Raw genomic sequence first — 26,740 nt, 5'->3', positions numbered from 1 at the left:
GGCGCGGGGCCTTTCGACGGTTCGATACGATGAACAGCATCACAATCCGTCACGGCCCTTTCGCCGCCGCACGTACCGCACATATGAAATGGAGCATCCGAGGATGGCTCGACACCTGATCACCAGCGCGCTTCCCTACATCAACGGGATCAAGCACCTGGGCAACATGGTCGGGTCGATGCTTCCGGCGGATGTGTACTCCCGGTACCTCCGCCGGCGCGGCCACGACGTCCTCTACATCTGCGCCACCGACGAGCACGGCACCCCGGCCGAACTCGCCGCCAAGGCGGCCGGCCTGTCCGTCGCCGAATTCTGCGCGCAGGCGCACGACGCCCAGAAGGCGGTCTACGACGGCTTCGAGCTGTCCTTCGACTACTTCGGCCGCAGCTCCTCGAAGCAGAACGCCGAGATCACCCAGCACTTCGCGCGCCGCCTCCAGGAGAACGGCTTCATCGAGGAGCGCGCGATCCGCCAGGTGTACTCGCCGGTCGACGGACGCTTCCTGCCGGACCGCTACGTCGAGGGCACCTGCCCGCACTGCGGCTACGACAAGGCCCGCGGCGACCAGTGCGAGAACTGCACCCGCGTCCTGGACCCCACCGACCTGATCGAGCCGCGTTCGGCGATCTCCGGTTCCACGGACCTGGAGGTCCGCGAGACCAAGCACCTCTTCCTCCTCCAGTCCAAGCTCCAGCACGAGGTCGAGGCCTGGGTCGCGGAGCACGAGGAGGAGTGGCCGCAGCTGGCCTCCTCCATCGCCCGCAAGTGGCTGACCGAGGGCCTGCACGACCGCGCGATCACCCGTGACCTCGACTGGGGCGTCCCCGTCCCGGCCGACACCTGGCCCGAGCTGGCCGCCGAGGGCAAGGTCTTCTACGTCTGGTTCGACGCCCCGATCGAGTACATCGCCGCCACCAAGGAGTGGGCGGACGCCGAGCCGGCGGACCGCGACTACAAGTCCTGGTGGTACGAGGCCGAGGACGTGCGCTACACCCAGTTCATGGCCAAGGACAACGTCCCGTTCCACACGGTGATGTTCCCCGCCACCGAGCTCGGCACCCGCGAGCCGTGGAAGAAGGTCGACTACGTCAAGGCCTTCAACTGGCTGACGTACTACGGCGGCAAGTTCTCCACCTCGCAGAAGCGCGGCGTCTTCACCGACCACGCGCTGGAGATCCTCCCGGCCGACTACTGGCGCTACTTCCTCATCGCGAACGCGCCCGAGTCCGACGACTCGTCGTTCACGTGGGAGCACTTCGCCGCCACGGTCAACAAGGACCTCGGCGGCACCCTCGGCAACTTCGTCAACCGGGTACTGACCTTCTCCCGCAAGAAGTTCGGCGACGAGGTCCCGGCCGGCAGCCCCGCGGGCGAGGCGGAGGCCAGGCTGGGCGCCCAGATCGCCGAGCTGCTGGCCGAGTACGAGGGCCACATGGAGGCGCTCCAGTACCGCAAGGCCGCCGCCGCGCTGCGCGCCCTGTGGTCCGCCGGCAACGCCTACCTCGACGAGAAGGCCCCCTGGCTGGAGGTCAAGACCGACCTGGAGGGCGCCGCGCTCACCCTGCGCACCGCCATGAACCTGATCCACCTCTACTCGGTGGTCTCCGAGCCGATCATCCCGGCCTCGGCCCGCACGATGCGCTCCGCGTTCGCGCTCGCCGACGACACGGCGACCTGGGTGACCCCCGAGCAGGCCGCCTCCCTGGACGCGGTCCCGGCGGGTACGCCGTTCATGGTGCCGCCGGTGCTCTTCGCGAAGATCACCGAGGAGGACCTGGAGTCCTACCGCGAGCGCTTCGGCGGCTCCCCGGAGGCCTGAGCCCCCGGAACCGGCCGGGCGAGGGGCGCGACCCAGGGGGGTCGTGCCCCTTCGTCGTACCCCTTCGAGCCGCCCCGTTCGCCGTGACGGGGCTCGCGCCGCGGGAGACGCCGGGTGCGGTGCGGGGGTGTGCCCCGGCTGCCCGCCGCCGCGGCCGCGCGGGCCGTAGGCTGACCGGATGTCCCGAACGTCCGACCGCCCGACCGTGCTCGCGGAGGCGGCCACCGAACCGCCCGTCGCCGTCTGGCGGGCGCTGCGGCGCCCGGTGCGGTTCCTGCTCTCGTGGTGGCCCTGGCGCTGCTGGGCGTACTTGGGCAGCGGCTGCGTCCTCGGGTACGCGGTGCTTCTCACGCTGGCGGTGTGCCTCGGGCTCGGGCTGCTGCTGGCCCCGGCCGGCGTCGGGCTGCTCCTGCTCACGGCCGCGGTGGCCGGCGCGGTGCCACTGGGACGGTTGGAGCGCCGCCGGCTGCGGTTCGCCGAACCGGCCCCGGTGGGCGACCCGCACACCTCGCTCGGCGGCGCCGGCGCCGGCGCGTGGCTGCGGACCCGGCTAAGGGAGCGGGCGACCTGGCGGGAGCTGGGGTACGCGGCCTTGCTCGGCACGGTGTTCGGGCCGGCCGGCTTCGGCGTCATCGCGTTGCTGGCCTTCTCGCTGATCCTCCTCTCCACCCCCGTCATCGTCTGGGCCATCGCACCGGACACGGTGATGCTGATCCCCGGCAACCCCGTCGACGGCCTACCCGAGGCGCTGGGCGGCACGGCGGTCGGCGCGGCCGGGCTGGTGGTGACGGCCTACGCCGGGGCGCTGGTGGCCGGGGCCCAGGTCAAGGCCGTCCGGCTGCTGCTGGGACCCCGCGAGGACGACGACCGGGTGCTGGAGCTGACCCGGTCGCGGGTGCGTCTGGTCGACGCCTTCGAGGCCGAGCGCCGCCGCATCGAGCGGGACCTGCACGACGGCGCCCAGCAGCAGTTGGTCGCCCTCAGCATGACGCTGGGGCTCGCCGAGCTGGAGCTGCGCCAGGTCCCGCAGGCCGCCGGAGGCGCGGCGCTCGTGGGCCGCGCGAGGGCGGAGGCCAAGCGGGCCCTCGCCCAACTGCGCGACCTGGTCAGGGGAATCCACCCTCAGGTCCTGACGGACCACGGCCTCGCGGCCGCCGTGGCGGAGCTCGTGGAGCGCCATCCGGTGCCGGTGCAAGTGGACTTGGACGTGCCCCGGCTGCCCGAACCGGTCGAGATCGCGGCCTATTTCACCGTCACCGAGGCCCTGACGAACGCCGCGAAACACAGCGGCGCCACCCGTATCGAGGTCACCGGTAGGGTCGAGCGGGGCCGGCTCGCCCTCACCGTCACCGACGACGGCCGCGGCGGGGCCGATCCCGCCGCGGGCGCGGGCCTGGCGGGTCTCGCGGACAGGGTGGCGATGCTGGAAGGCAGGCTGGTGGTCTCCAGTCCGGTGGGCGGGCCGACGGAACTTCGGGTGGTGGTCCCGTGCTCCGGCTGATACTCGCGGAGGACTCCGTACTCCTGCGGGCGGGACTGGGCGAGCTGCTGGACCGCGGCGGCCACCGGGTGCTCGCCGCGGTCGGCGACGCGACGGAGCTGGTGCGGGCCGTTGAGACGGAGCGGCCCGACATCGTCGTCACCGACGTGCGGATGCCACCCGGCTTCCGGGACGAGGGGCTGCGGGCGGCGCTCGAACTGCGCGCCCGGGACCCCTCGTTGCCCGTTCTCGTGCTCTCCCAATACGTGGCCACGGCCTACGCGACGCAGTTGCTGACCGTCGGGGCGGGCGCCGGTGGCCCCGCCGGGCTGGGCTATCTGCTCAAGGACCGGGTGGGCGACGTGGCCGAGTTCCTCTACGCGCTCCGCAGGGTGGCGGCGGGCCATACGGTCATCGACCCGGAGGTGGTGCGCGTCCTGCTGAGCCGTCGCAGCGCGGACCAGCCGCTGGGCCGGCTCACCCCGCGCGAGCGCGAGGTGTTGGCCCTGATGGCCGAGGGGCTCAACAACCAGACGCTGGCCGCACGGCTGTTCATCACGGAGGCGGCGGTCGTCAAGCACGCCGGCAGCATCTTCATGAAGCTCGGCCTGGACCCGACGGAGGGCAACCGGCGCGTCCTGGCGGTCCTGGCCCACTTGCGCGGCTCGGCCCCCGCCTGAGGACCGCGCCTCACCGCACGGTGACAGCGGGACTGCGCCGGTCCGGGCGGGCGCCGACCACCACGCGCCCCCGGCGGGCGCCGGGGTCCACCGACCGCGCCCATACGACCAGCAGCACGGGCAGTGCCAGGTAGCCGAAGCGGCTCGCCGGGGCCAGGGCGAAGGCCAGGGTAAGTCCGAGGGCGAGCCGGTCGGCCGCGGCTACCAGGGCGCGGGGCGGCCGCACCAGGAGGGAGAGCGCCACCCCCAGACCGGCCAGCGCCAACAGACCGACCGTCAGGTACCAGCCCCACGTGCCGAGTTCCGCCAGCAGGTGTCCCGGCAGCGGACTGCTCGCCGGGGTCGCCACCGGCGCCCGGCCGGTCGGGAAGGCGAACACCTGCCGCCACAGCTCCCCGGGCTGCGACACGGCACTCGGCAGGATCAACGGGATCGTCCCGGCCACCGCCACCACCGCGCAACGAACCGCCGCCCGCCGGCCCCGGCAGCAGGCGAGCACGGCGAGCGCCACCGCCACCGCGGGCAGCGCCGTCCACTTCAGCGCACAGGCGCCCGCCAGGGCCGCCCCGGTGACCACCGGCCGCCCGGCCGAGGCGGCGGCGAGCGCGAGGCAGCACAGCCCGGCCAACGGCAGGTCGACCCCGCTCACCACGAGCGGCAGGGCCACCACCGGCGAGGCCACCAGGACGGGAAGCGCCCCGCCGGGGCGTCCGCCCACCAGCCGCCGCCCCACCCACATCCCGCCGAACAGGGCGCCGGCGCACCAGAGCCGGGCGTCGCCGAGCCGGCCCAGGACGGTGTGCGGGATGCCGAAGAGGGCCATGCCCGGCAGGTACGGCGTGTACTCCTCGGCCCCGGCCGGCCGGTCCAGGTAGAGCCGGCCGGTCTCCAGCAGCAGCCGGCCGGAGCGCTCTATGACGATGACCTCCGACTGGCCCCGGCCGTTCAGCACCAGCCAGATCAGCGGGACGGCCACCGCCCCGACGAGGGCGACGGCCGTCGCGACCCTCGGCCGCCACGGGGTGACGGCCGCCGCGCCCAGATATCCGGCCGCGGCGCAGCAGCCCCACAGCCGGTGGGGGCCCAGCGGGGAGAACAGGGGGAAGGACAGCGCCCAGACGGCGGCGAGCAGCCAGCCGGCGGCCCACCGGGAAGGACGGGCCGGCAACCGGGACGGAGAGGCGTAGGGGGTCATGCGCCCATTGCAGCCGGGCGGGCCGGGCCCGGTCTGCACGCCCAGGTCGATGCTTCACGGTGGGGTTTTCCCTACCTCGCCCAGCGGCTCGCGGGACGGGCGTCCGCGGGCCGGACGCGGCGCCCGGCGTTCCGTGCGTGTCGAAGCAGGGCCGTGATCGTTTCTTCAGCGGGGACCCTCGTCTCCGCCGCGGAACCGATCGGGAGGACCAGTCGCGTGGTGACCGCTTGGCAGTACGTCGCCGGGGCCGGGCTGGTGGGCGCGTTGTGCCCGCTGCACGGTCATGTGGCGGTCGCCGAGGACGGCGCGGGCCACGGCGCCCGAGTCGACATCTGCGTACCCGCCGGGCATCCGCGGCCGCCGTCCGTGCGGCTCCCGGCCGTCACGCCGCCGGCGGAGCCGTCCCCGCGGGTGACCGCGCCCGGTGACCGGCGGCCGACCGTGTACCACCCCGGGCGGGCCCCCGACCTCCCGGCCCGACCGGGGACGCCGGGGGAGGGGGCGCAGCCTCCGCCGGTCGGGGCGGCTGCCGCACCGGTCGCGGAGGCGGCGCCGGCCAAGGCTTCCGCTCCGTCCCCGCCCAAGGCCGCCGCCGCGCCCGTGACCGCCTTCCACGTGCCGACGTACCACCCGTCGGCCCTTGAGCGCAGGGGCCCGCACGGCATGTCCACCATGATGCTGATGGTCGTCGTCACGACCCCGGCCGTGCTCGCCGCCGCCGCGCTGCGCCCCCGCTCCAAGAGCGCCCGGTAGCCCTTCCACTTCTGACCCTCGAACGGGAGAACCCTCGTGTCCGAATGGCTGGTCCTGGCCATCGCCATGGCGCTCGTCTGCGCCCTCGTCCTCGCATGCACCATGCTCCGGCACCGCCGGGTCGCGGAGGACGAGGACACCAGCGAAACCCCCGACGTCATCGAGTACATGACGATGATGGTCGGCGTGGTCTACGCGATCGTGCTCGGCCTGGCCATCGCGGGCGTTTGGGAGGCGCGCGGCTCCGCCGAGGACAGCGTGCGGCGCGAGGCCCAGTCGCTGTACGAGGTCACCCAGCGCGCCGACGTCTACCCGACGCCGGTGCGCGACCGCATCCGCGGGGAGGTGGACGCCTACGTCTCCCACACCGTCAACGTCGACTGGCCGCGGCTGACCTCCGGCCAGGCCGCGTCCACGGAGGGCGCGAACCTGCTCGGCAAGCTGCGCACCGACGTCACCCACCAGAGCCCGGCCACCGAACTCCAGGCGCAGGCCTACCAGCCGCTCCTCGACCACATCGCGGCCGCCGACGACGCGAGGCACTCGCGGATGCAGAGCGACGAGTCGACGTTGCCGGGGGTGGTGTGGTTCGGTCTGCTGGTGGGCGGAGTGGTCACCGTCGGGCTGATCTTCACCCTCCAGATCCGCCGTTCCGGCCGCGAGTTGCTGCTGGCGGGGCTGTTCAGCGCGCTGATCGTGTTCCTGCTGTTCATGGTGTGGAGCTTCGACGCGCCGTACGGCCGGGACGGAACGGATTCCGCGGGGCCGTTCGAGGACCTCTTCCCGAAGGTCACGATCGCCGCGGCGCGCTAGGCGCGGTGCAACCACCGGACAGGGCGGCGGCCTGTCGTCGTGCCGCCGCCACCAGGGGCGAGTGGCGCAGGGCGTGGGAGATCCGCACGAGGTCGCGCGGCCCGTCGGCGGCGACGTGCACCCGATCGGCCCCCTCGTCGGCACCGTCCCCGCCCCGGGTCCCCTCCGGGTCGCCGGCGCTCCTGCGCACTGCGGCGGCGACCATCGCGGCGTCGGCCACGGCGCGGGCGGTGGCCTCGTCGGAGCCGTCCGCCCGGGCCCGTTCGTAGGCGAGGTCCCGGCAGCGGGTGTCGAAGCAGGGGCCCAGGCGCAGGAAGCCGTCATGGATGTCCGACTCCCGCTGGATCACCCTGATCTCGGCCGGGGACCACCAGGACATCCGGACCGAGGGAGTGCCGGCGGGCGCGGTGCTCTGCATCTCGTACCACAGGGCGCCCAGGCGCCGGTACGTCGACCAGGTGCGCCAGTTGTCGGAGAGGCGCTGGCACAGCAGTGGCAGCACGAAGCCGATGGCGCTGACGAGCGCCCCCATGGAGGCCAGCGGCGGGGCGACGAGGGTGCTCAGGTCGTCCAGGTCGTGCCCGGTCCAGCGGGCGACGACGGCCGACATCTTCGCGGCGTCGTAGGCGAGGCTGAACGAATAGCCGCCGACGATGATGAACAGGCCGGCGCGCAGCCAGCCGCGGACCTGTAGGGCCCAGCGCCAGCACATGGCCGTCATGGTGATGGCGGCGACGTTGTGGGCCAGCAGGTAGGCGGCGATCATCAGCCGGATGTACGGGGTGTTGGCGTAGTAGGTGTCGAAGTCGCGCAGTCGCTCCACGGGGGCCGAACCGAGCGCGTACACGACGATGATGGTGCAGATGACCACGGAGTAGCCGGTGATCCAGCGCCGGGAGGTGCGCCGGATCTCCTCGGGCTCGCCGCCGCGCCAGTTGAAGATCAGCACCAGGCAGGCGGCACTGAACGCGGTCATCAGGCAGTAGACCAGAGGGGCCGAGACGTTGGGGACCCCGGTCCAGCGGTTGACCGCCGCGATGGTCGGCGGGGCGGCGAAGGTGAACACCGCTCCGGCCAGGGTCAGCAGGGCACAGACGGAACGCAGCAGCGGATCGCGCCAGTCGGCCCGCAGGGCCGGCACCTTGAAGGCGAGGGAGACGGCCATCGCCACGGCGGGGATGTAGTAGTCCTGTCCGTTCAAAGCTCGTTCCTGTGCCCCCGGTACCCGAGGGAGGTTTCGATCCTGCCCGCGAGTTGGTCGCGCTGGGCGGGGGCGCGGTGGCCGCCGGAACCGGCCAGCCAGTTGCGACACCGGCTGCCGAGCAGCAGCCCGAAGGTCTCCGCCTCAGTCTCCTCCCGGACGTCCGCGCGGGTGCGCGCGGCGACGCGGCGGACGGTCTCGCCGATGTCGGCCTCGCCGGCCAGCAGCCGCGCGGCGACGGCGGCGCCGTCGACGTGGTGGCTACAGTGCCCTGCCTTCATGTGCCACAGTTCGTGACCCAGGATCACCAGTTGGTGGTCGGGGGCCGTGCGTTCCTCGATGACGATCAGGTCGCGATCCGCGATGTCGAGCCACAGTCCGCTGGCCGTTCCAGGGGGGAACGCGGCCATCCGGAACTCCACCGGTCGGCCCCGCTGTCTGCTCATGCCCTCGCAGAGGGCGGCGTAGAGGTCCACAGGCTCCACGGGCGCGGTCGGCTTGATGCCGGCCACCAGTTCCCCGCAGAACCGCCGCTGCTCTCTGCCTATGCTCACCGTTCTCCCCGTCGGCGCGGATCCGGATCAGGACTCAAGGATCAGATCCAGACTTTCGACTGGGTCATGATTCGTTCGGTTTGACGCTTTCGAGCAGCATGTCCAGCCATTCGGTCACCTTGTCCCGGTGCTTGTCGCTGGGCAGTTGGGCGGCGCGCCAGGCGATGCCCCGGACGCCGTGGTTCTGGAGGAGTCTTGCCAGCGGATCGCCGTCCGACGCGGCCTCGGCGGGTACGGTTTCGCGCTCGCGTCCGGCGAAGTCCTGGAGCAGCTGCTGCTCGGTGCGCTGGAGGGCGTCGGTGAGGGCGTCTGCGTCGTGGGCGGTGAGGAAGCCGGCGTGTACCCCGAAGAAGCGCTGGATGGCGTCACAGTGCTCCATCGTGGGGCGGCGGTCGCCGTTGATCAGGGCGCCCGCCTGCTGCCGGGACATGCCGGCTCCGTCCGCGATCTCCTGCTGGGTGTAGCGGCGGCCGTTGGGTTTCACACGGGTCCGCCGGAGCAGGTCCAGACGCTGGAGGAAGCGGGTCTGCAGATCGGGTTCGCCGGCCCGCCGGCCGTCGAGCAGGGTTTTGATCACGTCCGTCGGGACACCCGAGGCCTCGGAGAGTCGACGGAGGTCGAATACCTGGTTCAGGTCGCGGCCCATCTTGCCCGCGAGTTCGGCGACCCGCGTGACGGTGGCCGCCAGAGACGCGTTGGCCACCGCGACGGGAGCCGGGAAGCCGTCTGTCACCAGTGGTTCTCCTAGATCGCGCGGGGTCAATTCGGGCACGGGGTCGGCCCCAGGGAATCTATCCGGTCTCCCCCCGGAGGGCCAGAACTTGCCACAGCTGTGGCGGGAATGAGCTGTCGTCAGGCCGGAATTGCCACAATAGTTGACACTCGAATGAAGTCGGTAGCAGGATCGCCACACGGAAATGAAGATCCAGACCGTGAGGAGGGGGAGCTCTCGGTGCCACATCTCGCAGCGGTGGGCCCGTCCGATGGCCTCGCCCGAGCCGGCGAGGAACGCCTGACGGGCGACGAGTCGGCCCGTGGCGCAGTGCGGTCGGAGCGACGCAAGGAGCTTTTGCGCCAGCGCCGCGAGGAGCTGGGCCTGAGCCAGGAAGATCTCGCCGCGCGGTTGCGCATCAGTGTGCGGGCGTACGGGAATTGGGAACGCGGCCTGGTGAAGGAATGGACGGACCGCAAACTGCTTGCCCTGGCCGAGGCCTTGGAGATGAGCGAGCGGCAGTGCTTCTGGCTGTTCCGCGTCATGGTCGACCGGGACCCGCCGCCCACCTGGCGGGCCGCCGAGGAGAACCGGCTGCCCGACGACCCCGCCCAGCGCGACTACCTGTGTGACTACGCGGCCCTCATGGAGGCGGTTCCCTACCCGAGCTTCCTGGTGGACCACCGCTGGGACGTGGCCCTGACCAACTCGGCCTTCGACAAGCTCTTCCAGTCGGTGCGCCCGCACCCCACCGCCCTGCCGGACGACAACTTCCTGCGCTTCGTGCTGTTCCACCCGGACGCCGCCGCGGTGCTGGAGGACCACGAACCGGCCTGGTGCGTCCCGCTGCTGGCCCGGTTCGCGACCGCGCTGGCCGGCGCCCCGGACGACGAGGGGCTGCGGAGCATCCGCCAGGAGGTGGCCCGCGACCCCTTCATGGAGGCCGCCTACCGCTACGGCGTCCCGCACTGGCTCAGCACCCACGGCGCGGACGCCGCCGAGCAGGACGGGGCCGTACGGACGGTGCGCCACCCGGACCCCGGCTGGGGCCTGGTGCGCTGCCGGATGGTGGCGGAATCCAGCCGGATGCTGGACGCGATGGGGCTCACCCGGATGACCCTGATCCTCTCGGCGCCGCAGGGCCTGCCGGCCGGACCGGTCCGTCCGGGCCAGGGGTACCCGCACCAGCAGGGCGCGCGGCTGCGCGCCGTGCCGTCGCTGGGGGACTGACCGCGCGAGGGGGCCGGCCTTCGGTGCCGGCCTTCGGTGCCGGCCTCGGGTGCCGGCCGAATCCCGGCGGATCACCGGCCGGGGCCGCCCCCGCGGGCACTCCCGGCGGTGGACACTGGAGACCTTGATCGTGTGCCGCGCCGCGTCGACCCGGCCGGGGCGCCCCAGCCGGGTCGCGCCGCCGTGTCACCGATCGTGGCACTGGGGCGAAGGGCGGTAGGGACGTGCGGCTGACCATCCTCGGCGGGGGCGGCTTCCGCGTACCGCTCGTCTACGGCGCACTCCTCGGCGACCGTGCCGGGGGCAGGGTGACGCACGTGACCCTCTACGACGAGGACCCGGCCCGGCTCACCGCCATGGCCCGCGTCCTCGCCGACCAGGCCGCGGACGTATCGGACGCCCCGACCGTCACCGCCACCGAAGACCTCGACGAGGCCCTGCGCGGCGCCGACTTCGTCTTCTCCGCCATCCGGGTCGGCGGTCTGGAAGGACGCGCCGCGGACGAGCGGATCGCCTTGGCGGAGGGCGTCCTGGGCCAGGAGACGGTGGGCGCGGGCGGGGTGGCGTACGGCCTGCGCACCGTGCCGGTGGTCCGGGAGATCGCCCGCAGGATCGCCCGTACCGCCCCCGAGGCCTGGGTCATCAACTTCACCAACCCCGCCGGCCTGGTCACCGAGGCGATGGCGGAGGTCCTCGGATACCGGGTCATCGGCATCTGCGACTCCCCGGTGGGCCTCGGCCGGCGCATCGCGCGCCTGCTGGGCGTCCGGCCCGAGGAGGCGTGGATCGACTACGTCGGCCTCAACCACCTGGGCTGGGTCCGGGGGCTGCGCGTGGCGGGCCGCGACGTACTGCCCCGGCTGCTGGCCGACGGCAAGGCGCTGGAGTCCTTCGAGGAGGGCCGGCTCTTCGGGGCCCAGTGGCTGCGCTCGCTCGGCGCGATCCCCAACGAATACCTGCACTACTACTACTTCAACCGGGACACCGTACGCGGCTACCGAGAGGCCGCGCAGACCCGCGGCGCCTTCCTGCGCGACCAGCAGCGCGATTTCTACGCCCGGGCGGGGCGCGAGGGACAGCCGCCCGGGTCGGCGCTGGCGGCCTGGGACCGGACCCGGGCCGAGCGGGAAGCCACCTACATGGCCGAGAACCGGGAGGCGGCGGGCGTCGGCGAGCGCGACGAGAGCGATCTGGAGTCCGGCGGCTACGAGAAGGTCGCCCTCGCGCTGATGCGGGCCATCGCCCGGGACGAGCGGGCCACCCTGATCCTCAACGTGCCCAACGGCTCCACCCTCTCGGTGCTCGACGCGCGGGCGGTCATCGAGGTGCCCTGCCTGGTGGACGCCAACGGCGCCCACCCGGTGGCCGTCGACCCGCTGCCCCTGCACGCGGTGGGTCTGGTGACCTCGGTCAAGGCGGTCGAGCGGGAGGTCCTGGCCGCCGCGGCGAGCGGCTCGCGCGCGGACGCGGTCAAGGCCTTCGCCCTCCACCCCCTCGTGGACTCGGTGACCGTGGCCGGGCGGCTCTTGGACGGGTACGCGGCGCAGCACCCGGGCCTCGCCTACCTGCGCTGACCCCCCGGACGGCTCCCTGCGGGAGGGGCCCTCCCGCGGCGAGCCATCGGGGGCCCTCACGAGGGGCGTCCGTCACCCCTACGGCCCCGCGCCGCATGCGGCGGGACGGGGGCGCTGTGAGAGTGCGAGATGTGACCACAGCCCCCGCCACGGCCGCCGCGCCACCCGTGCTCGACCGGCGGCGGCGCAACGTCGTCTTCGGCACGATCATGCTGGGCGTCCTGCTGGCGGCTCTGGACCAGACCATCGTCGGCACCGCCCTGCCGACGATCGTGGCGGACCTCGGCGGCGCGGCCCACATGTCGTGGGTGGTGACCGCCTACCTGCTGGCGGAGACCGTGGCGACGGTCCTGGTCGGCAAGTTCGGCGACCTCTTCGGCCGCAAACTCGTCTTCCAGGTCTCCGCGGTCGTCTTCATCACCGGATCGTTCCTGTGCGGACTGTCCGTCGACATGACGATGCTGATCCTGTGGCGGGGACTGCAGGGCATCGGCGCGGGCGGCCTGATGGTCACCTCCATGGCGCTGATCGCCGACGTGGTGCCGCTGCGCGAACGAGGCAAGTACCAGGGGGCGATCGGCGCCGTGTTCGGCGTCGCCACCGTCATCGGACCGCTGCTCGGCGGGCTGTTCACCGACCATCTGAGCTGGCGGTGGGCCTTCTACGTCAACGTCCCGATCGCGATCCTGGTGGTGATCGCCGCCGCCCGGACGATCCCCTCGGTACGGGCGGCGGGCAGGCCCGTCATCGACTACCCGGGCATCGCGCTGGTCACGGTCGGGGCGAGCGCGCTCATCCTCGCCACCAGTTGGGGCGGGAACGAGTACGCCTGGGCCTCGCCCGTGATCGTCGGCCTCTTCGCTGGCGGCGCCGCGGCCCTCGCGTTGTTCTGCGTGGTCGAGACGCGGGCCGTCGAACCGATGCTGCCGATGCGGCTGTTCGGCAACCCCGTCTTCAGCGTGTGCTCGGTGCTCAGCTTCGTCGTGGGGTTCGCGATGCTCGGCGCCATGACCTTCCTGCCCACGTACCTGCAGTACGTGGACGGCGATTCCGCCACGGTCTCCGGCGTGCGGACCCTGCCGCTGGTCGTCGGGCTGCTGATCGCCTCCGTCTTCAGCGGCAACGTCACCTCCAAGACCGGCCACTACCGGACCTTCCCCATCGTGGGGTGCGCGGTCATGGGCGCCGGGCTGTACCTGCTGTCCCTGATGGGGCCGGGCACCGGGGCCTGGCTGGAGTCGCTGTACATGTTCGTCCTCGGCGCCGGCATCGGACTGTGCATGCAGGTCCTGACGATCGCCGTGCAGAACACCGTCGACTACTCCGATCTCGGCACCGCCACGTCCGGTGTGACGTTCTTCCGCACGCTCGGCAGCGCCTTCGGCACCGCGGTCTTCGGCACGATCTACGCGAACACCCTCGCGCCCCACCTCGCGGCGGGCGTCGCGGAGGCGGCACGCGCCACCGGCCGGGACCCGAGACTGCTGGGTCTGGCCGCGCGGAGCCCGCAAGGGGTGCACGCCCTCGATCCGGCCGCCGCCGGGCCGATCATCGACGCGTACGCGCGCACCCTGCACACGGTCTTCCTGTGGACGGTGCCGGTGGCGGGGCTGGGCTTCGTCGTCGCGCTGTTCCTGAAGCAGGTCCGGCTGCGCGACAGCGCCCGGGCGTCCTCGACGGACATGGGCGAGGGCTTCGCCTCGCCCGTCACCGCCTCGGGGGACTCCGCGAAGCTGTTGGAGCTGGCGGTCGGCAAACTCGTACGGGGCATGGGTCCCGAGACGGCGCGCGCGATCGTGAACGGCTCCGACACCCGACTCGACATCGCGGGGGCCTGGACGGTGATGCAGGTGGACCTGCTGACGCGGACGGTCGGGCACGCCAGTATCGGACTGGTCGCGGCCCGCCGGTCGGTGCCGCCCGAGGTGCTGCTGCCGGTCTTCGACCGGATGGTGGAGGAGGGCTACCTGAGCCGGGAGGGCGTCTTCTTCTCGCTCACCCCGGCCGGGGAACGGGAGGCCCGGGTGATCTCCCTGGCGTGGGGCGACTGGCTGGGCGACCGATTGGAGCGGGACGGGGGCCGCCCCCGCAGCGCCGCGCTGCGTGCGGCGGCGGACGCCATCGCGAAACGGCTCCTCGCGGAGGACCTGGCGGAGGGCAACTTCGCCCCCCGTCCCGCCCCGGCCTGAGCCGCCCGACCGGTCGCCTCCGTGGACAGCCGGTGACGGGCGTCGGGCGGGGCGGCCGGCCGGCGTCCCGCGCGGCGGCGCGACCGGCGCCCTACGGGGTGGCCCGACGGGCGTCCCGCGGGGCGGCGAGGTAGTCGTGCGAGGGGACGTGTGGGAGGGCGGGGGTGAGGTCGGGGCGCCAGGTGCGCAGGACCGCCGCCGAGGGCGCGTAGAGGGCCGTGGGGATGTCGGCCGGGGCGAACCAGGACCAGCGGGCGATCTTGTGCGGCTCCGTCACGGCGGGGTCGCCCTCGGCGGAGCGGGTGACGGCGGCGGCCGTCAGGCGGGTCAGGCCGGAGCGCGCGTCGATCTGGACGCCGAGCACCTCGATATCCCGCGCGTCCGCCCGCAGTGCCGTCTCCTCCTCCAGTTCCCGCGCCGCGGCCTGCTCGAAGCCCTCGCCGGGATCGACCTTGCCGCCGGGCAGTTCCCAGCGGCCGTCGTGCGCCTGGCCGAGCAGGATCCGGCCGTCCGCGGCGACGACGACGAGGCCGACGCCGACCACCGCGTTGGGCTGCGGGACGGCGCGTTCGGGACGTTCGGTGCTCATGGGCGTCCTTCCGAGGAGGCGGTGGTGGGGCGGGCGCGGACGTGGATGCGCTCGCCCTGGGGGCCGAACAGGCTGAGGAACTCGGCGGGTTGCGCGCCCGCGTTGAAGAACGCGTGCGGCGTGTGCGTGTCGAACTCGGCGGCCTCGCCCGCCGTGAGGACCAGGTCGTGCTCGCCGAGCAGTAGTCGTACCCGGCCCGAGAGCACGTACAGCCACTCGTAGCCCTCGTGGACCCTCGGCTCGGGCACGGGCTGGGACGGGTCGCGGGGCGGCAGGATCTGCTTGAACGCGTGCACTCCGGCGAACTCGCGGGAGAGCGGTACGTAGGTGCAGCCGTGCCGGACGAAGGGGCGTGGACGGACGCGGGGATCGCCGGTGTCCGGTGCGCCGACGAGGTCGTCCAGCGCCACCCGGTGTGCCTTGGCGAGCGGGAGCAGCAGTTCCAGCGTGGGCCGGCGCTGCCCCGACTCCAGCCGGGACAGCGTGGACAGCGAGATGCCGGTGGCCTCGCTCAGCTGCGCCAGGGTCGTGCCGCGCCGGCGGCGCAGCGCGCGCAGTCGGGGGCCGACGGCGGTGATGACGTCGGCGAGGTCGGCGCCGGGGTCCCGCTCGGCGGCGGGCACCCGCTCGTCGGGCCACTCGTGATCGCGGGTGGGCATGGCTCCATTTGCCGCTTCGGCAACCTCGTTTGTCAAGCGGACCGGTCCGGCTTCCGGTGCGGACGGGCGAAGGACCGCGACGGCTCCGCGCGAACCGGCTCCGCGCTAACCGGCTCCGCGTGAACCGCCGACGAGCCCGTTCGGACAGCCGTGCGGGTTTCGGCCAGGGGTGGCCCGCGCAGGCTCTGGGCGGTCCGATCGTCATACGGTTCGTCGGGCCAGAGCCGGCTCAGGGGGGGGGGCGCAATGGCACACGTACTGGTCATCGGCGGAGGGATCGGCGGGCAGGCGACCGCCCTGCTCGCCGCCCGGCGGGGGCACACCGTCGAACTCTTCGAGCGCGACTCCCGCGCTCCCGGCACCGCCCTCGACCGCGACTTCTTCGGGTGGCGCCGCCCCACCGTGCCCCAGGCCACCCAGCCGCACGCGCTGCTCGGCGCCGCACGCGCCGTACTGCGCGGGGAACTGCCCGACGTCCACTCCGAGATGCTCCGGCTGGGGGCGCGCGAGCGGCACGAGTTCGACTGGTTCGACGAACGGCCGCCCGCCCGTCCGGGCGACGAAGACCTCGTCATGATCCAGGCGCGGCGCATCGTTCTGGAGAGCGCCCTGGCCGGCGCCCTGCGCGCCCAGCCGGGCGTCGTCGCCCGCTACGGGGAGCCGGTCGAGGGCCTGCGGTTCGAGGGGAACCGGGTCACGGGCGTGACCTCCCCGACCGGCGCGTACGAGGGCGACCTGGTCGTCGACGCGGGCGGGCGGCGCGGCGCCACCGAACGCTGGTTGGCGGCGGCCGGTTGCCGGCCGCCCCTGGTCGAGCGACACCGCACCGGACTGGCCTACTTCTGCCGTTGGTACCGGTTGCCCGAGGGTCTGGACCAGGGGCCGCGCCGCCCGTGGGCGATCGCCGGCGGCACTTTCGCCGGGTGCGCCGTCTTCCCCGCCGACAACCGGGTCTTCGCCGTCACCCTGTTCGTCCACGCCGGGGACACCACCCGCTCGGCGCTGCGGGATCCGACCGTCTTCGAGGCCGCCGCGCGCGCCTTCCCGCCGGGGGAGGCATGGCTGCGGCTGGGCGCCGAGCCGCTGTCCGACGTACTGGCCACCGCGAGCCTCGACAACCGGTGGAGCCCGCTGAGCGACGGGCGGGGGCCGGTGGTGAGCGGGCTGGTGCCGGTCGGGGACGCGATCACCCACACCAACCCGACCCTGGGGCAGGGCACCTCGCTCACCCTGTGGGCCGCGAACCGGGTGGCGCGTACGGCGCACCGGGACCCGGGGTCGGACGGGTACGCCGCCGGATACCACGCGTGGGCGGTGCGCACCTTGAAGCCCTGGTTCGACTACCAGGTGGTCGCGGACACGGCCATCGGGGAACGCTTCGCCACCAGGGCCGGTCGCACGGGGACGGCGCTGGAGGTGGCCGCTCTGTTCGACTGCGCGCTGGAGGACCCGGAGGTGATGCGCGCCCGGGCGAGGGTCCGCCATCTGGTCGAACCGCCGGAACGCGCGTACGCGGACCCGGCGATCCGCGCGCGGGTGGCCCGCTGGCTGGCGCACCGCCCGGACTACGTCCCGAACCCGGTGGGACCGGACCGGGGGCGGTGGGAGGAGCTCACCTCGGGCTGAGGGGGGCGCAGCCGCCCCGCCGGCCGCGGTCGGACCCGTCGGGTCTCCGGTCAGGTCTCCGGTCAGGCCTCCGGTCGGCCCCCGGGTGTGCCGAGGACTTCGGCCAGGTCGTAGCGGACGACCTCCTCCAGTTGGGCGTACGTACAGCTTTCGGGCAGGCGGTCGGGGCGCCAGCGGCGGAACTGGGCGGTGTGGCGGAAGCGGTCGCCCTCCATGTGGTCGTAGGCGACCTCGCAGACCCGATCGGGGCGCAGCGGCACCCAGGAGAGGTCCTTCTTGCCCGTCCAGCGGCTCTGCGCGCCGGGCAGGCGGGCGCTCTCGTGGGCCGCCTCCTCCGCCCAGGCGGCCCAGGGGTGGTCTTGCGGGTCGGGCATCCGCAGCGGGTCGAGTTCGGTCACCAGCTCGGCGCGGCGCTTCATGGGGAAGGCGGCGCAGACGCCGACGTGCTGGAGGGTGCCGTGGGCGTCGTGGAGGCCCAGGAGGAGCGATCCGATGATCGGACCGCTCTTGTGGAAACGGAATCCGGCGACGACGACATCGGCCGTACGCTCGTGCTTGATTTTGAACATCAGGCGGGCATCGGGCCGGTAGGGGAGATCGAGGGGCTTGGCGATCACCCCGTCCAGTCCGGCGCCCTCGAACCGTTCGAACCAATCGTGCGCGAGCGCGGGGTCGGTGGTGGCGGGCGCGAGGTGAACGGGGGGCCGAGCGGTGGAAAGGGCACTAGTCAGGGCGCTGCGGCGGGTGGCCAGCGGGGTGTCGAGGAGCGACTCGTCGCCGAGCGCGAGGAGGTCGAAGGCCACGAAACTGGCCGGGGTCGTCTCGGCGAGCATCTTCACCCGGGAGGCGGCGGGGTGGATCCGCTCGGTGAGTCGGTCGAAGTCCAGCCGGCGGTCGTGGACGATCACGATCTCGCCGTCCACGACGCAGCGGTCGGGAAGATTCTCCTTGAGGGCCGTCACGAGCTCGGGAAAGTACCGGTTCAGGGGCTTGCCGGTGCGACTGCCGATCTCGATCTCGGCGCCGTCGCGGTGGACGATGGCGCGGAAGCCGTCCCACTTGGCCTCGTACTGCATGCCCGGCGGAATGGCCGTCACGGACTTGGCGAGCATCGGTTTCACAGGGGGCATCACCGGCAGATCCATGCCTCCGATTCTGCTGCGGCCCGGCGGGAGCCGCGCGGTGTGCGGGCCCGGGCGGAGCCGTCCGGTGTGCGGGTGGGCCCGTGGCCGCCTACCGTGGCGGGCATGGGTGCTGCGCGTGATGCGATCGAGCTGGACGCGGGCGGGCGGACGGTTCGGCTGTCCAGCCCGGACAAGGTGTACTTCCCCGAGCGCGGCCTCACCAAGAGGGACGTCGCCGAGTACTACCTGGCGGTCGCCCCCGGCATCCTCCGAGCGCTGCGCGACCGTCCGACAACCCTGGAGCGGTATCCGGAAGGCGTGGAGGGCGAGTCCTTCTTCCAGAAGCGGGCCCCGAAGAACCTGCCCGACTGGATCCCGACCGCGCACATCGCCTTTCCCAGCGGGCGGACGGCCGACGAGATCTGCCCGACCGAGCCGGCCGCCGTCCTGTGGGCCGCCAATCTGGGCTGCCTCACCTTCCACCCCTGGCCGGTGCGCCGCGAGGACACCGACCGCCCGGACGAGCTGCGGATCGACCTGGACCCGCAGCCGGGCACCGACTACCACCACGCGGTCGCCGCCGCCCACGAACTGCGCGGGCTGCTGGACGAGTTGGGACTGCGCGGCTGGCCGAAGACCTCAGGCGGGCGCGGGCTGCACGTCTTCGTGCCGATCGCTCCGCGCTGGACGTTCACCGAGGTCCGGCGGTGTGCGATCGCCCTGGGCCGGGAGCTGGAGCGGCGGATGCCCGGCAAGGTCACGACGGCCTGGTGGAAGGAGGAGCGCGGCGAGCGGATCTTCGTGGACTACAACCAGACGGCGCGCGACCGGACCATCGCCTCCGCCTACTCCGTCCGGCCCCGCCCGCACGCCCCGGTGTCCGCGCCGCTGCGCTGGGAGGAGGTGGACGACGCGGAGCCGCGGGACTTCGACATAGTGACGATGCCGGGGCGTTTCGCCGAACTCGGCGACGTGCACGCCGAGATGGACGAGCACGCCTTCACGCTGGACACCGTCCTGGAACTCGCGGACCGCCAGGAGCACGAGCACGGTCAGGGCGACATGCCGTACCCGCCGGACTACCCGAAGATGCCCGGCGAACCCAAACGCGTCCAGCCGAGCCGGGCCAAGCCGGCGGACCACTGAGACACCCCGGGTGCTGAAAACCCGTGTCGCGCGGGGCCGCGGGTACGTAGGGTGCGCAGGTGACGCGCTCCGACCCGTACCCCCTGCTCTTCCTCGACATCGACGGCCCGCTCATCCCGTTCGGCGGCACCGGGTACCCGACCTACCCCCTCGCGGGCGACACCGGCGGCAACCCCCTGCTGGACCGGCTCGATCCCGCGCTCGGACCGAGGTTGGCGGCACTGCCGTGTGAGCTGGTGTGGGCGACGACATGGGGGGCGGACGCCAACCCGCTCGTGGGACGGCGGCTCGGCCTGCCCGAGCTGCTCGTGACGGACCTGCCGGACGACTCCCCGGGGCCGGTGGAGGACCTCCCGGGCCCCCCGGACCTCCCGGGCCCCGGGCCCGGCCGGCTCCACTGGAAGACCCGGTGCCTCGTGGCCCGGGCGGCCGGGCGTGCCTTCGCCTGGGTCGATGACGAGATCACCCTGAAGACCGCGCGTGGGTGGCCGCGAACCACCCCACCCCGGCGCTTTTGCACCGCGTCGACCCGGTGACGGGCCTGACCGACCGGGACTTCACCGTCCTGGAGGAATGGCTGCGCCGTCACGGGTCGTGAACCGCCGTGTTGATGAGGCGTTGATCGGACGTCCATCGGCGACGGTGAGGATCTCCGTCATGTCGATGAACACGAGCGAGCGCACGACGATCACAGCCGCACCCGCCTGGTACGACCTCGCCCTGTGCGCCCAGACCGGCCCCGCCTTCTTCTTCCCGGAGCCCGGCTCCTCGCTGCGCGACGCGAAGCGGCTGTGCGGGGCGTGCGAGGGCAGGGCGGCGTGCCTGGAGTACGCCCTGGCGAACGACGAGCGTTTCGGGGTGTGGGGCGGCCTGTCGGAGTCCGAGCGCCTCGCCCTGCGCCCCCGCGCCTGACCGCGATCGCCGGGGGCCGGGACACGGCGAAGCCCCGGCGGGCCGAGCGGCCCTGCCGGGGCTTGTCGAGGCTTGTCGGTCCGGTGGAGGTCAGGCCTGGCGAGCCGCGATACGCGCCGCGCGGGCGGCCAGGCGCTCGTCGAACTTGCGGGCCTCGGAGTCGAGGCCGCCCATGAACAGGCCGAGCTCCTCCTGGGCCTTCTGCCCCTCCGGGCCGAGACCGTCGATGTCCATGATCTTCAGGAACCGGATCACCGGGCTCAGTACGTCGTCGTGGTGGATCCGCAGGTTGTACACCCCGCCGATCGCCATCTGCGCGGCCATCCGCTCGAAGCCCGGCATGCCGTGTCCGGGCATCCGGAAGTTGACCACGACGTCCCGCACGGCCTGCATCGTCAGGTCGGGGGCCAGCTCGAAGGCGGCGCCCAGCAGGTTGCGGTAGAAGATCATGTGCAGGTTCTCGTCCTGCGCGATGCGGGCCAGCATCCGGTCGCAGACCGGGTCACCGGACTGGTGGCCGGTGTTGCGGTGCGAGATGCGGGTCGCGAGCTCCTGGAAGGCCACGTAGGCCACCGAGTGCAGCATCGAGTGCCGGTTGTCGGACTCGAAGCCCTCCGACATGTGCTGCATGCGGAACGCTTCCAGCTTGTCCGGGTCCACGGCGCGCGAGGCCAGCAGGTAGTCGCGCATCACGATGCCGTGGCGGCCCTCCTCGGCGGTCCAGCGGTGCACCCAGGTGCCCCAAGCGCCGTTGCGGCCGAAGAGCGACGCGATCTCGTGGTGGTAGCTGGGCAGGTTGTCCTCGGTCAGCAGGTTGACGACGAGGGCGATCTTGCCGATGTCGGTGACCTTGGACTGCTTCGGGTCCCAGGCCTCACCGTCCTCGAAGAACCCGGGGAAGTTCCGGCCGTCGCTCCACGGGACGTACTCGTGGGGCATCCAGTCCTTGGTGACCTGAAGATGGCGGTTGAGTTCCTTTTCGACCACCTCTTCCAGCGCGAACAGCAACTTGGCGTCGGTCCACGCCTCCGGGCTGCCGAGGTGGGGGGAGGTGAGCGTCACGGGTACTCCAGGGGGGACAATCGATTACCTACGGTTCCGTAGCCTACGGAGTCGTAGGTTAAGCACGGCATCAAGGACCAGCCAAGCCCCACCCATGCCTATGGGTGGTTACGTCCGGTTATCTCCGCAGTTTGAGGGCGTGGGGGAGCATGCACGCAGGGATAAATCGGTAGCGAAATCACGCCCGCTTCGGTGGTTCCCGGCCGTCAAGGGCGCCGTGCTCAGCCGTGCCAGAGCGACTCGCGGACCTCCTCGGCCGTCGTCGGGCGAAGGCCCGCCTCCGCGTCCAGCAGCAGCCAGCGCGTGATCCCCAGCGTCTCCAGGAACGGCACGTCGTGGCTCGCCACCAGCAGCGCCCCCTCGTACGAGTCCAGCGCCCCGGTCAGCTGCCGCACGCTCGCCAGGTCCAGGTTGTTCGTCGGTTCGTCCAGCATCAGCAGTTGCGGCGCCGGCTCCGCCAGCAGCAGCGCGGCCAGCGCCGCCCGGAACCGCTCGCCGCCCGACAGGGTGCCGGCCGGCCGGTCCGCCCGGGCGCCCCGGAACAGGAAGTGCGCGAGCCGCGCCCGGATCAGGTTGTTCGTGGCGTGCGGGGCGAACCGCGCCACGTTCTCCACGACCGAGCGGTCGTCGTCCAGGACGTCGGCGTCCAGTCGCTGCGGCAGGAACCGCGTCGGCACGTGCGTCGACGCCTCACCCGAGACCGGGGCGATCAGGCCCGCGATCGTCCGCAGCAGGGTCGTCTTGCCCGAGCCGTTGCGGCCCACCAGGGCGATCCGCTCCGGCCCGCGCAGTTCCCACTCGCCCGCGATCACCGGCCCGTGCGCCGGGCGGAGGTCGTCGAGCGTCACCACCCGCCGCCCCGGGGGGACCCGGGTCGCGGGAAGGTCGATGCGGATCTCGTCGTCGTCGCGCACCGCCTCCACCGCCTGGTCGAGCCGCTCGCGGGCGTCCGCCAGTTTCTCGCTGTGCATGATGCGGTGCTTGCCGGCCGACTCCTGGGCGGCGCGCTTGCGTGCCCCCATGACGATCTTCGGCTCCCGTTTGGAGTCCCACATCTTCTGGCCGTAGCGCTTGCGCCGGGCCAATTTGACCTGGGCGTCGGCGAGTTCGCGCTTCTGTCGCTGTACGTCGGCCTCGGCGACCCGGACCATGCGCTCGGCGGCGTCCTGCTCGGCCGCCAGCGCCTCCTCGTAGTCGGTGAAGTTCCCTCCGTACCAGCGCACTTCGCCGTCGCGCAGGTCGGCGATCTGATCCACCCGCTCCAGCAGCTCCCGGTCGTGACTGACCACCACCAGCACGCCGGACCAGGAGTCGACGGCCGCGTAGAGCCGGCGCCGGGCCCGCAGGTCCAGGTTGTTGGTGGGTTCGTCCAAGAGCAGGACGTCGGGGCGGGCGAGCAGCAGGGCCGCCAGGCGCAGCAGCACGCATTCGCCGCCCGACAGCTCGCCGACCGTGCGGTCCAGGCCGATCGCGGCGAGGCCGAGCGCGTCGAGGGTGGCCGAGGCGCGTTCCTCCACGTCCCAGTCGTCGCCCACCGCGGTGAAGTTCTCCTCGGTGGCCTCGCCCGCCTCGATGGCGTGCAGCGCGGCGCGGGTGGCGTGGATGCCGAGTGCCTCGTCGACCCGCAGCGCGGTGTCGAGGATGAGGTTCTGCGGGAGGTACCCGACCGTCCCGGCGACGGAGATCTGTCCGTCGGACGGGGTCAGTTCGCCCGCGATGAGCTCCAACAGGGTCGACTTACCGGACCCGTTGAGGCCGACCAGACCGGTACGGCCCGGTCCGACGGTCAGTTGGAAGTCGTCCAGGACGGGGGTTCCGTCAGGCCAGTCGAAGGAGAGGGAGGAGCAGGTGATGAAAGTGGCGGCAAGACTCATGGAGGCCTCCAGGTTGCGTGAAGTGGTGCGAGCAACGTGGGGAGACAGCCGACGGGTGGGGGAAGGTGACCGTGGTCGGTGTCTCGAACCTCAGACGAGCAATGTCCTGCTCCGTTTCGACGGCTATGGGGCGTCTACGAAGCTACGGGCGACCGAAGTCGCCCGCAACGGATTAAACGCGTGGGCCGGGCGGGAACGGGGAGCGCGTCCACGCGGTCGGCGTGACCGGGCGCCGAGCGCGGGCTCAGCGGGGGCCGCGCAGCAACTCCGCGAGGCCGTGGTCCAGGTCGAGATACAGGTGCTCCAGCCCCGGTGGCGTGACCGTCGCGGCCCGCTCCAGGAACCGGTGGAGATCAAGGGTTGCCATGAGCACGATGGCCACGCCCTCCGGCGCGTGGAACTCGATGCTGGTCCGCTCGGCGTCGTAGGGACGCACGCGCACGTCGCCCGAGCCGGCGGGACGGCGCAACCCGGACTCCAGCAGCTCGCGCGCGAAGGTCCAGGAGACCTCGACCCCTTCCAGCGTCGCGGGCCCGGGAAACGCCATCCGCACGGCGAAGGGCTCCGAACGGTCGTAGCAGAGGGTGACGGGTACGGTCTCGACCTTCGGTGCGGTGGCGACCAGTCGGGCCTGCACGGCCTGCTCGATGACAGTGATCAAGGCTCGCTCCCTTGCGGCGGATCTCCTGCCGGGCCTGGGGTGGGCCCGACAACCGGATAGACGCCCGAAAGCACACATCCGTGCAGGCGCATGGGAGTGAGCTGCGTCACCGATTGGCCTGATCGCTACCGTTCGATCGCACAGAGTGACCGCAGAGGGTGGGCGGGGCGGGGTGTTCAGCCGTCGCCGCAGGCCCCGGAATGGTCGCAGTACGGCTGATTACCGCTCACTCCACAGGCGCACAGCACGGCCCTCGTCTCCCTTCGGACGGTCCCGTCCGGCCCGGTCACGCCCAGTTCCCCGCGCAGGACCAACTGGCCGGCCGGGGACCGTACGACGCTCGTCGGCCGGTCCGGTTCCTCGGCCGGCCCCTCGGCCAGTCGGTACTGGAGGGCACCCGAAGGGCAGCGGCGGACCACCTCCGCCACCCGCTCCGGGGCGGCCCCGTCGGGCCGCACCCAGGGGCGCCGCCCCGAGTCGAAGACCTCGGGAAGCCCGCCGACGCATTCGGCGGCGTGCAGGCAGCGGGCGGTCTCGTACGTGACGGTGATGTGCTCGCCCGCGTAGGGCTTCGGGTCCTGCGCCGGGTGCTGCGGATGGTGGTCCTCAAGAGGCATGGCGCCAGCCTAGGAACCGGGCCCCGCCGACGCACCCCGGACGCGGAATCCGGCGTGCGTCGGCCTCCCGCGCCATGAGACTTCCGGGAGTCGGCGTGTGCGGGGCGGCGCCGGCGGAGACCCTCGCCCCCGCGCCGGCGGACACGGGTGGTCCGGGCGACGACTCGCGCGCCCGCGCGACACCGACTGGGCGTTCGAGGCCACGGGTAGGGACGCGGTCCGCTTCCGCGGGCTCGCCGCGGTCGGCCGCTCCGCGGCCCGGGTCGCGCGCTCCAAGGGGACGGTGCCGCGCCCCGCCGACGGCGGCCGGAGCCGGCGCGACGTATCGCCGCCGGGGGCTGTGGCGCAGGGGTCGGAGCCGCGCGACATCGAGGCCTTCGCGAGCGGCGGGCGGTCGCCCTGTCCATCGGCGAGGGCGAGGCCTCGCGGGTCCCGCGGACAAAGGACTGCGGTGCGACCTGGACCGAGAGCTTCCGCAACACCGCCCCACGGGCCTTCTACCACTGCCTGACCTTCTCGACGCCCGCACGGGCCGGCGCTGAGCGACCCGGTGGACGGCCGGTTCAGGCTCCTCGCCATCGACGACGGGGGACGGAGCCGGCAGGGGTGGTCCCGGCCGACGGGATGCCGCGGGCGCTGCGGGCTTCGCCGCGAGCGGACAGTGCCTGGTCGCCGCCGGGCCGCGGGACGTGCTGATCGTCACCGGAGGAGGCGCGGAGTCCCGGGTGTCGCGCTCCGGGGACCGCGGCCGCACCCGGAGCGCCGCCCCCTGGCCCGTCCCGGCGGGAGCCCGGCCAAGGGTGTCTTCGCGCTCGCGTCCCGCGACCGTACGACGGGACTCGCCGTCGGCGGCGACCACCGCGCCGACCAGGCCTCCCCGAGGGCCGCGGCCCGTGGCCTCGGACGGGGGCCGCACCTGGCGGGCGACCGCCGCGCCGCCGCCGGCCCACCGGTCGGGCGCGGCCCGGTACCCGCGCTCACGCGGCGCGGCGCCGGCCGTGGGCCCCACGGGTTCGGCTCGCGCTGGACGGCGGCTCGTAAGACACCGTCGACTGCGCGCCCCGACGGCGGTTGTCGGGCGGCGGGGGAGTGGGGGGGGCGGGTGGGCGGGCCGGAGCGGCGCCGAGGCGCGGCCGACCGTGACGACCCGCACCCCGGGGACGAGCGCCGGTCCCGCGGTCGGGCCGCGGGACGGGCCACCGGGCCGTCCGGTCAGGCAGTGGGCAGTTCCTCGCGTACCGCGGCCAGGTCGGCGGACGTCTTCGTGGCGACGAACTCGGTGACGCGGTAGGAGCAGACCCCCGCCACGACGAAGGGGTCCCCTGCCGTGATCTCCTCGACGTCCGCGCGGGAGACGCCGGCGGCCAGGATGACGCCGCCTTCCCGCGGCACCTTGCGTCCCGAGGCGAGGAAGACGCCGGACGCGTAGTAACGGTCCAACCACGCGATGTGCGCCTCCATCCGCTCGTCCACGGCTTCGATGGGCGCGGTGTAGGTGAGCTCCAGTACGAACATGATCGCCAGGCTACCCTCGCACCTCATGACGACTGCCAAGACCCCCGCCGACGAGACCGAAGCCCGGGCCGTACAGGACGAACTGCGCCGGAGCGTGGTGCTGGACGAGCCGGGCCCACCGCCCGGGACGGGGCTCGTCGCCGGAGTGGACGTCGCCTACGACGACGAACGCGACCTGGTCGCCGCGGCGGCGGTGGTCCTCGACGCGGCCACCTTGGAGGTGGTCGAGGAACGCACCGCCGTCGGCCGCGTCAGCTTCCCCTACGTGCCGGGACTGCTCGCCTTCCGGGAACTGCCCACGGTGCTGGCCGCGCTCGACGCCCTGACCGTCACGCCCGATCTCGTCGTCTGCGACGGCTACGGGCTCGCACACCCGCGCGGCTTCGGTCTCGCCTGCCACCTCGGGGTGGTGACCGGGCTGGCGACCACAGGCGTCGCGAAGAATCCGTTCACCTTCACCTACGAGGAACCCGGCGCCCGGCGCGGCGACGCCGCCCCGCTCCTCGCGGCGGACGGCGGCGTCGTCGGGCGGGCGCTGCGCACCCAGGACGGGATCAAGCCGGTCTACGTCTCCGTCGGCCACCGCGTCTCGCTCGACAACGCCTGCGCCCACACGCTGGCGCTCAGCCCCCGCTACCGGCTCCCCGAGACCACCCGGCGCGCCGACTCGCTGTGCCGCCGCGCCCTGCGCGAGGCGTCGGAGACGCCCTGACCGGCAGCCCCCTGACCGCCCCGGACCGACGGACCCCCGGACC

At 73.0% G+C, this 26,740-nt stretch carries 24 protein-coding genes and 2 pseudogenes; 14 read left to right on the top strand and 12 right to left on the bottom strand.

Annotation, left to right across the window (positions count from 1 at the left end; translation table 11 throughout):
• Positions 1 to 103 precede the first annotated feature (103 nt).
• The 3 genes from metG to E6R62_RS09380 all read left to right on the top strand — a co-directional run bounded on the left by metG (position 104) and on the right by E6R62_RS09380 (position 3,979).
• On the top strand, positions 104 to 1,819 hold the full coding sequence (gene metG / locus E6R62_RS09390) for a methionine--tRNA ligase (RefSeq protein WP_136212868.1): 1,716 nt from the start codon (positions 104 to 106) through the stop codon (positions 1,817 to 1,819).
• Between the two features lie 178 nt (positions 1,820 to 1,997).
• The gene (locus E6R62_RS09385; protein WP_136212867.1) at positions 1,998 to 3,320 is read left to right on the top strand and encodes a sensor domain-containing protein; all 1,323 of its coding nucleotides are present in this window, start codon (positions 1,998 to 2,000) and stop codon (positions 3,318 to 3,320) included.
• Complete coding sequence (locus E6R62_RS09380; RefSeq protein ID WP_136212866.1) at positions 3,308 to 3,979, top strand: response regulator transcription factor; 672 nt, start codon at positions 3,308 to 3,310, stop codon at positions 3,977 to 3,979. The genes E6R62_RS09385 and E6R62_RS09380 overlap by 13 nt, the downstream gene beginning before the upstream one ends.
• A gap of 10 nt (positions 3,980 to 3,989) precedes the next feature.
• On the opposite strand, the gene E6R62_RS09375 is transcribed toward E6R62_RS09380, so the two are convergent.
• Positions 3,990 to 5,174, bottom strand: coding sequence for a glycosyltransferase 87 family protein (locus tag E6R62_RS09375; protein WP_136212865.1), 1,185 nt, complete (start codon positions 5,172 to 5,174; stop codon positions 3,990 to 3,992).
• 216 nt (positions 5,175 to 5,390) lie between these two features.
• Between E6R62_RS09375 and E6R62_RS09370 the strand changes: the two genes are divergently transcribed.
• Positions 5,391 to 5,927, top strand: a complete 537-nt coding sequence (locus E6R62_RS09370; protein WP_136212864.1) for a hypothetical protein — start codon at positions 5,391 to 5,393, stop codon at positions 5,925 to 5,927.
• 36 nt (positions 5,928 to 5,963) lie between these two features.
• Positions 5,964 to 6,740: a DUF4239 domain-containing protein gene (locus E6R62_RS09365; RefSeq protein WP_136212863.1), complete on the top strand. Its 777-nt coding sequence runs from the start codon at positions 5,964 to 5,966 to the stop codon at positions 6,738 to 6,740.
• On the opposite strand, the gene E6R62_RS09360 is transcribed toward E6R62_RS09365, so the two are convergent.
• The 3 genes from E6R62_RS09360 to E6R62_RS09350 all read right to left on the bottom strand — a co-directional run bounded on the left by E6R62_RS09360 (position 6,718) and on the right by E6R62_RS09350 (position 9,228).
• Positions 6,718 to 7,941: an MAB_1171c family putative transporter gene (locus E6R62_RS09360; protein WP_136212862.1), complete on the bottom strand. Its 1,224-nt coding sequence runs from the start codon at positions 7,939 to 7,941 to the stop codon at positions 6,718 to 6,720. The genes E6R62_RS09365 and E6R62_RS09360 overlap by 23 nt on opposite strands.
• Complete coding sequence (locus E6R62_RS09355; RefSeq protein ID WP_168714007.1) at positions 7,938 to 8,495, bottom strand: toxin-antitoxin system, toxin component; 558 nt, start codon at positions 8,493 to 8,495, stop codon at positions 7,938 to 7,940. Before E6R62_RS09355 ends, E6R62_RS09360 begins: the two co-directional genes overlap by 4 nt.
• Positions 8,496 to 8,559: 64 nt before the next feature.
• Positions 8,560 to 9,228 (bottom strand): helix-turn-helix transcriptional regulator, encoded by a 669-nt coding sequence (locus tag E6R62_RS09350; RefSeq protein WP_136212861.1) that lies wholly within the window; start codon positions 9,226 to 9,228, stop codon positions 8,560 to 8,562.
• 219 nt (positions 9,229 to 9,447) lie between these two features.
• Between E6R62_RS09350 and E6R62_RS09345 the strand changes: the two genes are divergently transcribed.
• The 3 genes from E6R62_RS09345 to E6R62_RS09335 all read left to right on the top strand — a co-directional run bounded on the left by E6R62_RS09345 (position 9,448) and on the right by E6R62_RS09335 (position 14,200).
• Entirely contained in the window at positions 9,448 to 10,437 is a 990-nt protein-coding gene (locus E6R62_RS09345; RefSeq protein WP_240801563.1) for a helix-turn-helix domain-containing protein, read from the top strand.
• Positions 10,438 to 10,661: 224 nt separating this feature from the next.
• Positions 10,662 to 12,011, top strand: a complete 1,350-nt coding sequence (locus E6R62_RS09340) for a 6-phospho-beta-glucosidase (protein WP_136212860.1) — start codon at positions 10,662 to 10,664, stop codon at positions 12,009 to 12,011.
• A gap of 95 nt (positions 12,012 to 12,106) precedes the next feature.
• Entirely contained in the window at positions 12,107 to 14,200 is a 2,094-nt protein-coding gene (locus E6R62_RS09335; protein WP_136212859.1) for an MDR family MFS transporter, read from the top strand.
• A gap of 91 nt (positions 14,201 to 14,291) precedes the next feature.
• Here E6R62_RS09335 and E6R62_RS09330 read toward each other — a convergent pair whose 3' ends face one another.
• Together E6R62_RS09330 and E6R62_RS09325 are read right to left on the bottom strand one after the other, a co-directional pair.
• Complete coding sequence (locus E6R62_RS09330) at positions 14,292 to 14,789, bottom strand: NUDIX hydrolase (protein WP_136212858.1); 498 nt, start codon at positions 14,787 to 14,789, stop codon at positions 14,292 to 14,294.
• Positions 14,786 to 15,448: a helix-turn-helix domain-containing protein gene (locus E6R62_RS09325; RefSeq protein ID WP_136212857.1), complete on the bottom strand. Its 663-nt coding sequence runs from the start codon at positions 15,446 to 15,448 to the stop codon at positions 14,786 to 14,788. The genes E6R62_RS09330 and E6R62_RS09325 overlap by 4 nt, the downstream gene beginning before the upstream one ends.
• A 246-nt stretch (positions 15,449 to 15,694) precedes the next feature.
• On the opposite strand from E6R62_RS09325, the gene E6R62_RS09320 reads away from it, so the two are divergent.
• Positions 15,695 to 17,074 (top strand): NAD(P)/FAD-dependent oxidoreductase, encoded by a 1,380-nt coding sequence (locus E6R62_RS09320; RefSeq protein ID WP_136212856.1) that lies wholly within the window; start codon positions 15,695 to 15,697, stop codon positions 17,072 to 17,074.
• 62 nt (positions 17,075 to 17,136) lie between these two features.
• On the opposite strand, the gene E6R62_RS09315 is transcribed toward E6R62_RS09320, so the two are convergent.
• Complete coding sequence (locus E6R62_RS09315) at positions 17,137 to 18,219, bottom strand: ATP-dependent DNA ligase (protein ID WP_136212855.1); 1,083 nt, start codon at positions 18,217 to 18,219, stop codon at positions 17,137 to 17,139.
• Between the two features lie 102 nt (positions 18,220 to 18,321).
• Here E6R62_RS09315 and ligD point away from each other — a divergent pair, with 102 nt between their 5' ends.
• The 3 genes and pseudogenes from ligD (at position 18,322) to E6R62_RS09300 (ending at position 20,256) form a co-directional block, all read left to right on the top strand.
• Positions 18,322 to 19,344 carry a non-homologous end-joining DNA ligase gene (ligD, locus tag E6R62_RS09310; protein ID WP_136212854.1) on the top strand — a complete coding sequence of 341 codons (1,023 nt, stop codon included), beginning with the start codon at positions 18,322 to 18,324 and terminating at the stop codon, positions 19,342 to 19,344.
• A 59-nt stretch (positions 19,345 to 19,403) separates the two neighbouring features.
• A pseudogene (locus tag E6R62_RS09305) lies at positions 19,404 to 19,942 on the top strand (HAD domain-containing protein).
• Positions 19,943 to 20,001: 59 nt separating this feature from the next.
• Positions 20,002 to 20,256 (top strand): WhiB family transcriptional regulator, encoded by a 255-nt coding sequence (locus tag E6R62_RS09300; RefSeq protein ID WP_136212853.1) that lies wholly within the window; start codon positions 20,002 to 20,004, stop codon positions 20,254 to 20,256.
• Positions 20,257 to 20,346: 90 nt separating this feature from the next.
• Here E6R62_RS09300 and E6R62_RS09295 read toward each other — a convergent pair whose 3' ends face one another.
• From E6R62_RS09295 to E6R62_RS09280, 4 genes are all read right to left on the bottom strand, one after another.
• A complete protein-coding gene (locus E6R62_RS09295) occupies positions 20,347 to 21,318 on the bottom strand; it encodes an acyl-ACP desaturase (RefSeq protein WP_136212852.1) in 972 nt (323 codons plus the stop codon).
• Positions 21,319 to 21,539: 221 nt separating this feature from the next.
• On the bottom strand, positions 21,540 to 23,192 hold the full coding sequence (locus E6R62_RS09290; RefSeq protein ID WP_136212851.1) for an ABC-F family ATP-binding cassette domain-containing protein: 1,653 nt from the start codon (positions 23,190 to 23,192) through the stop codon (positions 21,540 to 21,542).
• Positions 23,193 to 23,436: 244 nt separating this feature from the next.
• Positions 23,437 to 23,853, bottom strand: coding sequence for an SsgA family sporulation/cell division regulator (locus tag E6R62_RS09285; RefSeq protein ID WP_136212850.1), 417 nt, complete (start codon positions 23,851 to 23,853; stop codon positions 23,437 to 23,439).
• A 176-nt stretch (positions 23,854 to 24,029) separates the two neighbouring features.
• Positions 24,030 to 24,470 carry a (4Fe-4S)-binding protein gene (locus E6R62_RS09280; RefSeq protein ID WP_136212849.1) on the bottom strand — a complete coding sequence of 147 codons (441 nt, stop codon included), beginning with the start codon at positions 24,468 to 24,470 and terminating at the stop codon, positions 24,030 to 24,032.
• Positions 24,471 to 24,544: 74 nt separating this feature from the next.
• Between E6R62_RS09280 and E6R62_RS40750 the strand changes: the two are divergent.
• A pseudogene (locus E6R62_RS40750) lies at positions 24,545 to 25,587 on the top strand (oxidoreductase); the annotation flags it as partial.
• Positions 25,588 to 25,682: 95 nt separating this feature from the next.
• On the opposite strand, the gene E6R62_RS09270 reads toward E6R62_RS40750, so the two are convergent.
• Positions 25,683 to 25,985, bottom strand: coding sequence for a YciI family protein (locus E6R62_RS09270; protein ID WP_136212848.1), 303 nt, complete (start codon positions 25,983 to 25,985; stop codon positions 25,683 to 25,685).
• Between the two features lie 25 nt (positions 25,986 to 26,010).
• On the opposite strand from E6R62_RS09270, the gene E6R62_RS09265 reads away from it, so the two are divergent.
• A complete protein-coding gene (locus tag E6R62_RS09265) occupies positions 26,011 to 26,697 on the top strand; it encodes an endonuclease V (RefSeq protein ID WP_136212847.1) in 687 nt (228 codons plus the stop codon).
• The last annotated feature ends 43 nt before the right edge of the window (positions 26,698 to 26,740 follow it).

The sequence above is a fragment of the Streptomyces sp. A1136 genome (assembly GCF_004795055.1).
Classification (GTDB): Bacteria; Actinomycetota; Actinomycetes; order Streptomycetales; family Streptomycetaceae; genus Streptomyces.
The sequence above is the reverse complement of the archived record's forward strand: the minus strand, read 5'-3'. Positions and strand labels throughout refer to the sequence as shown.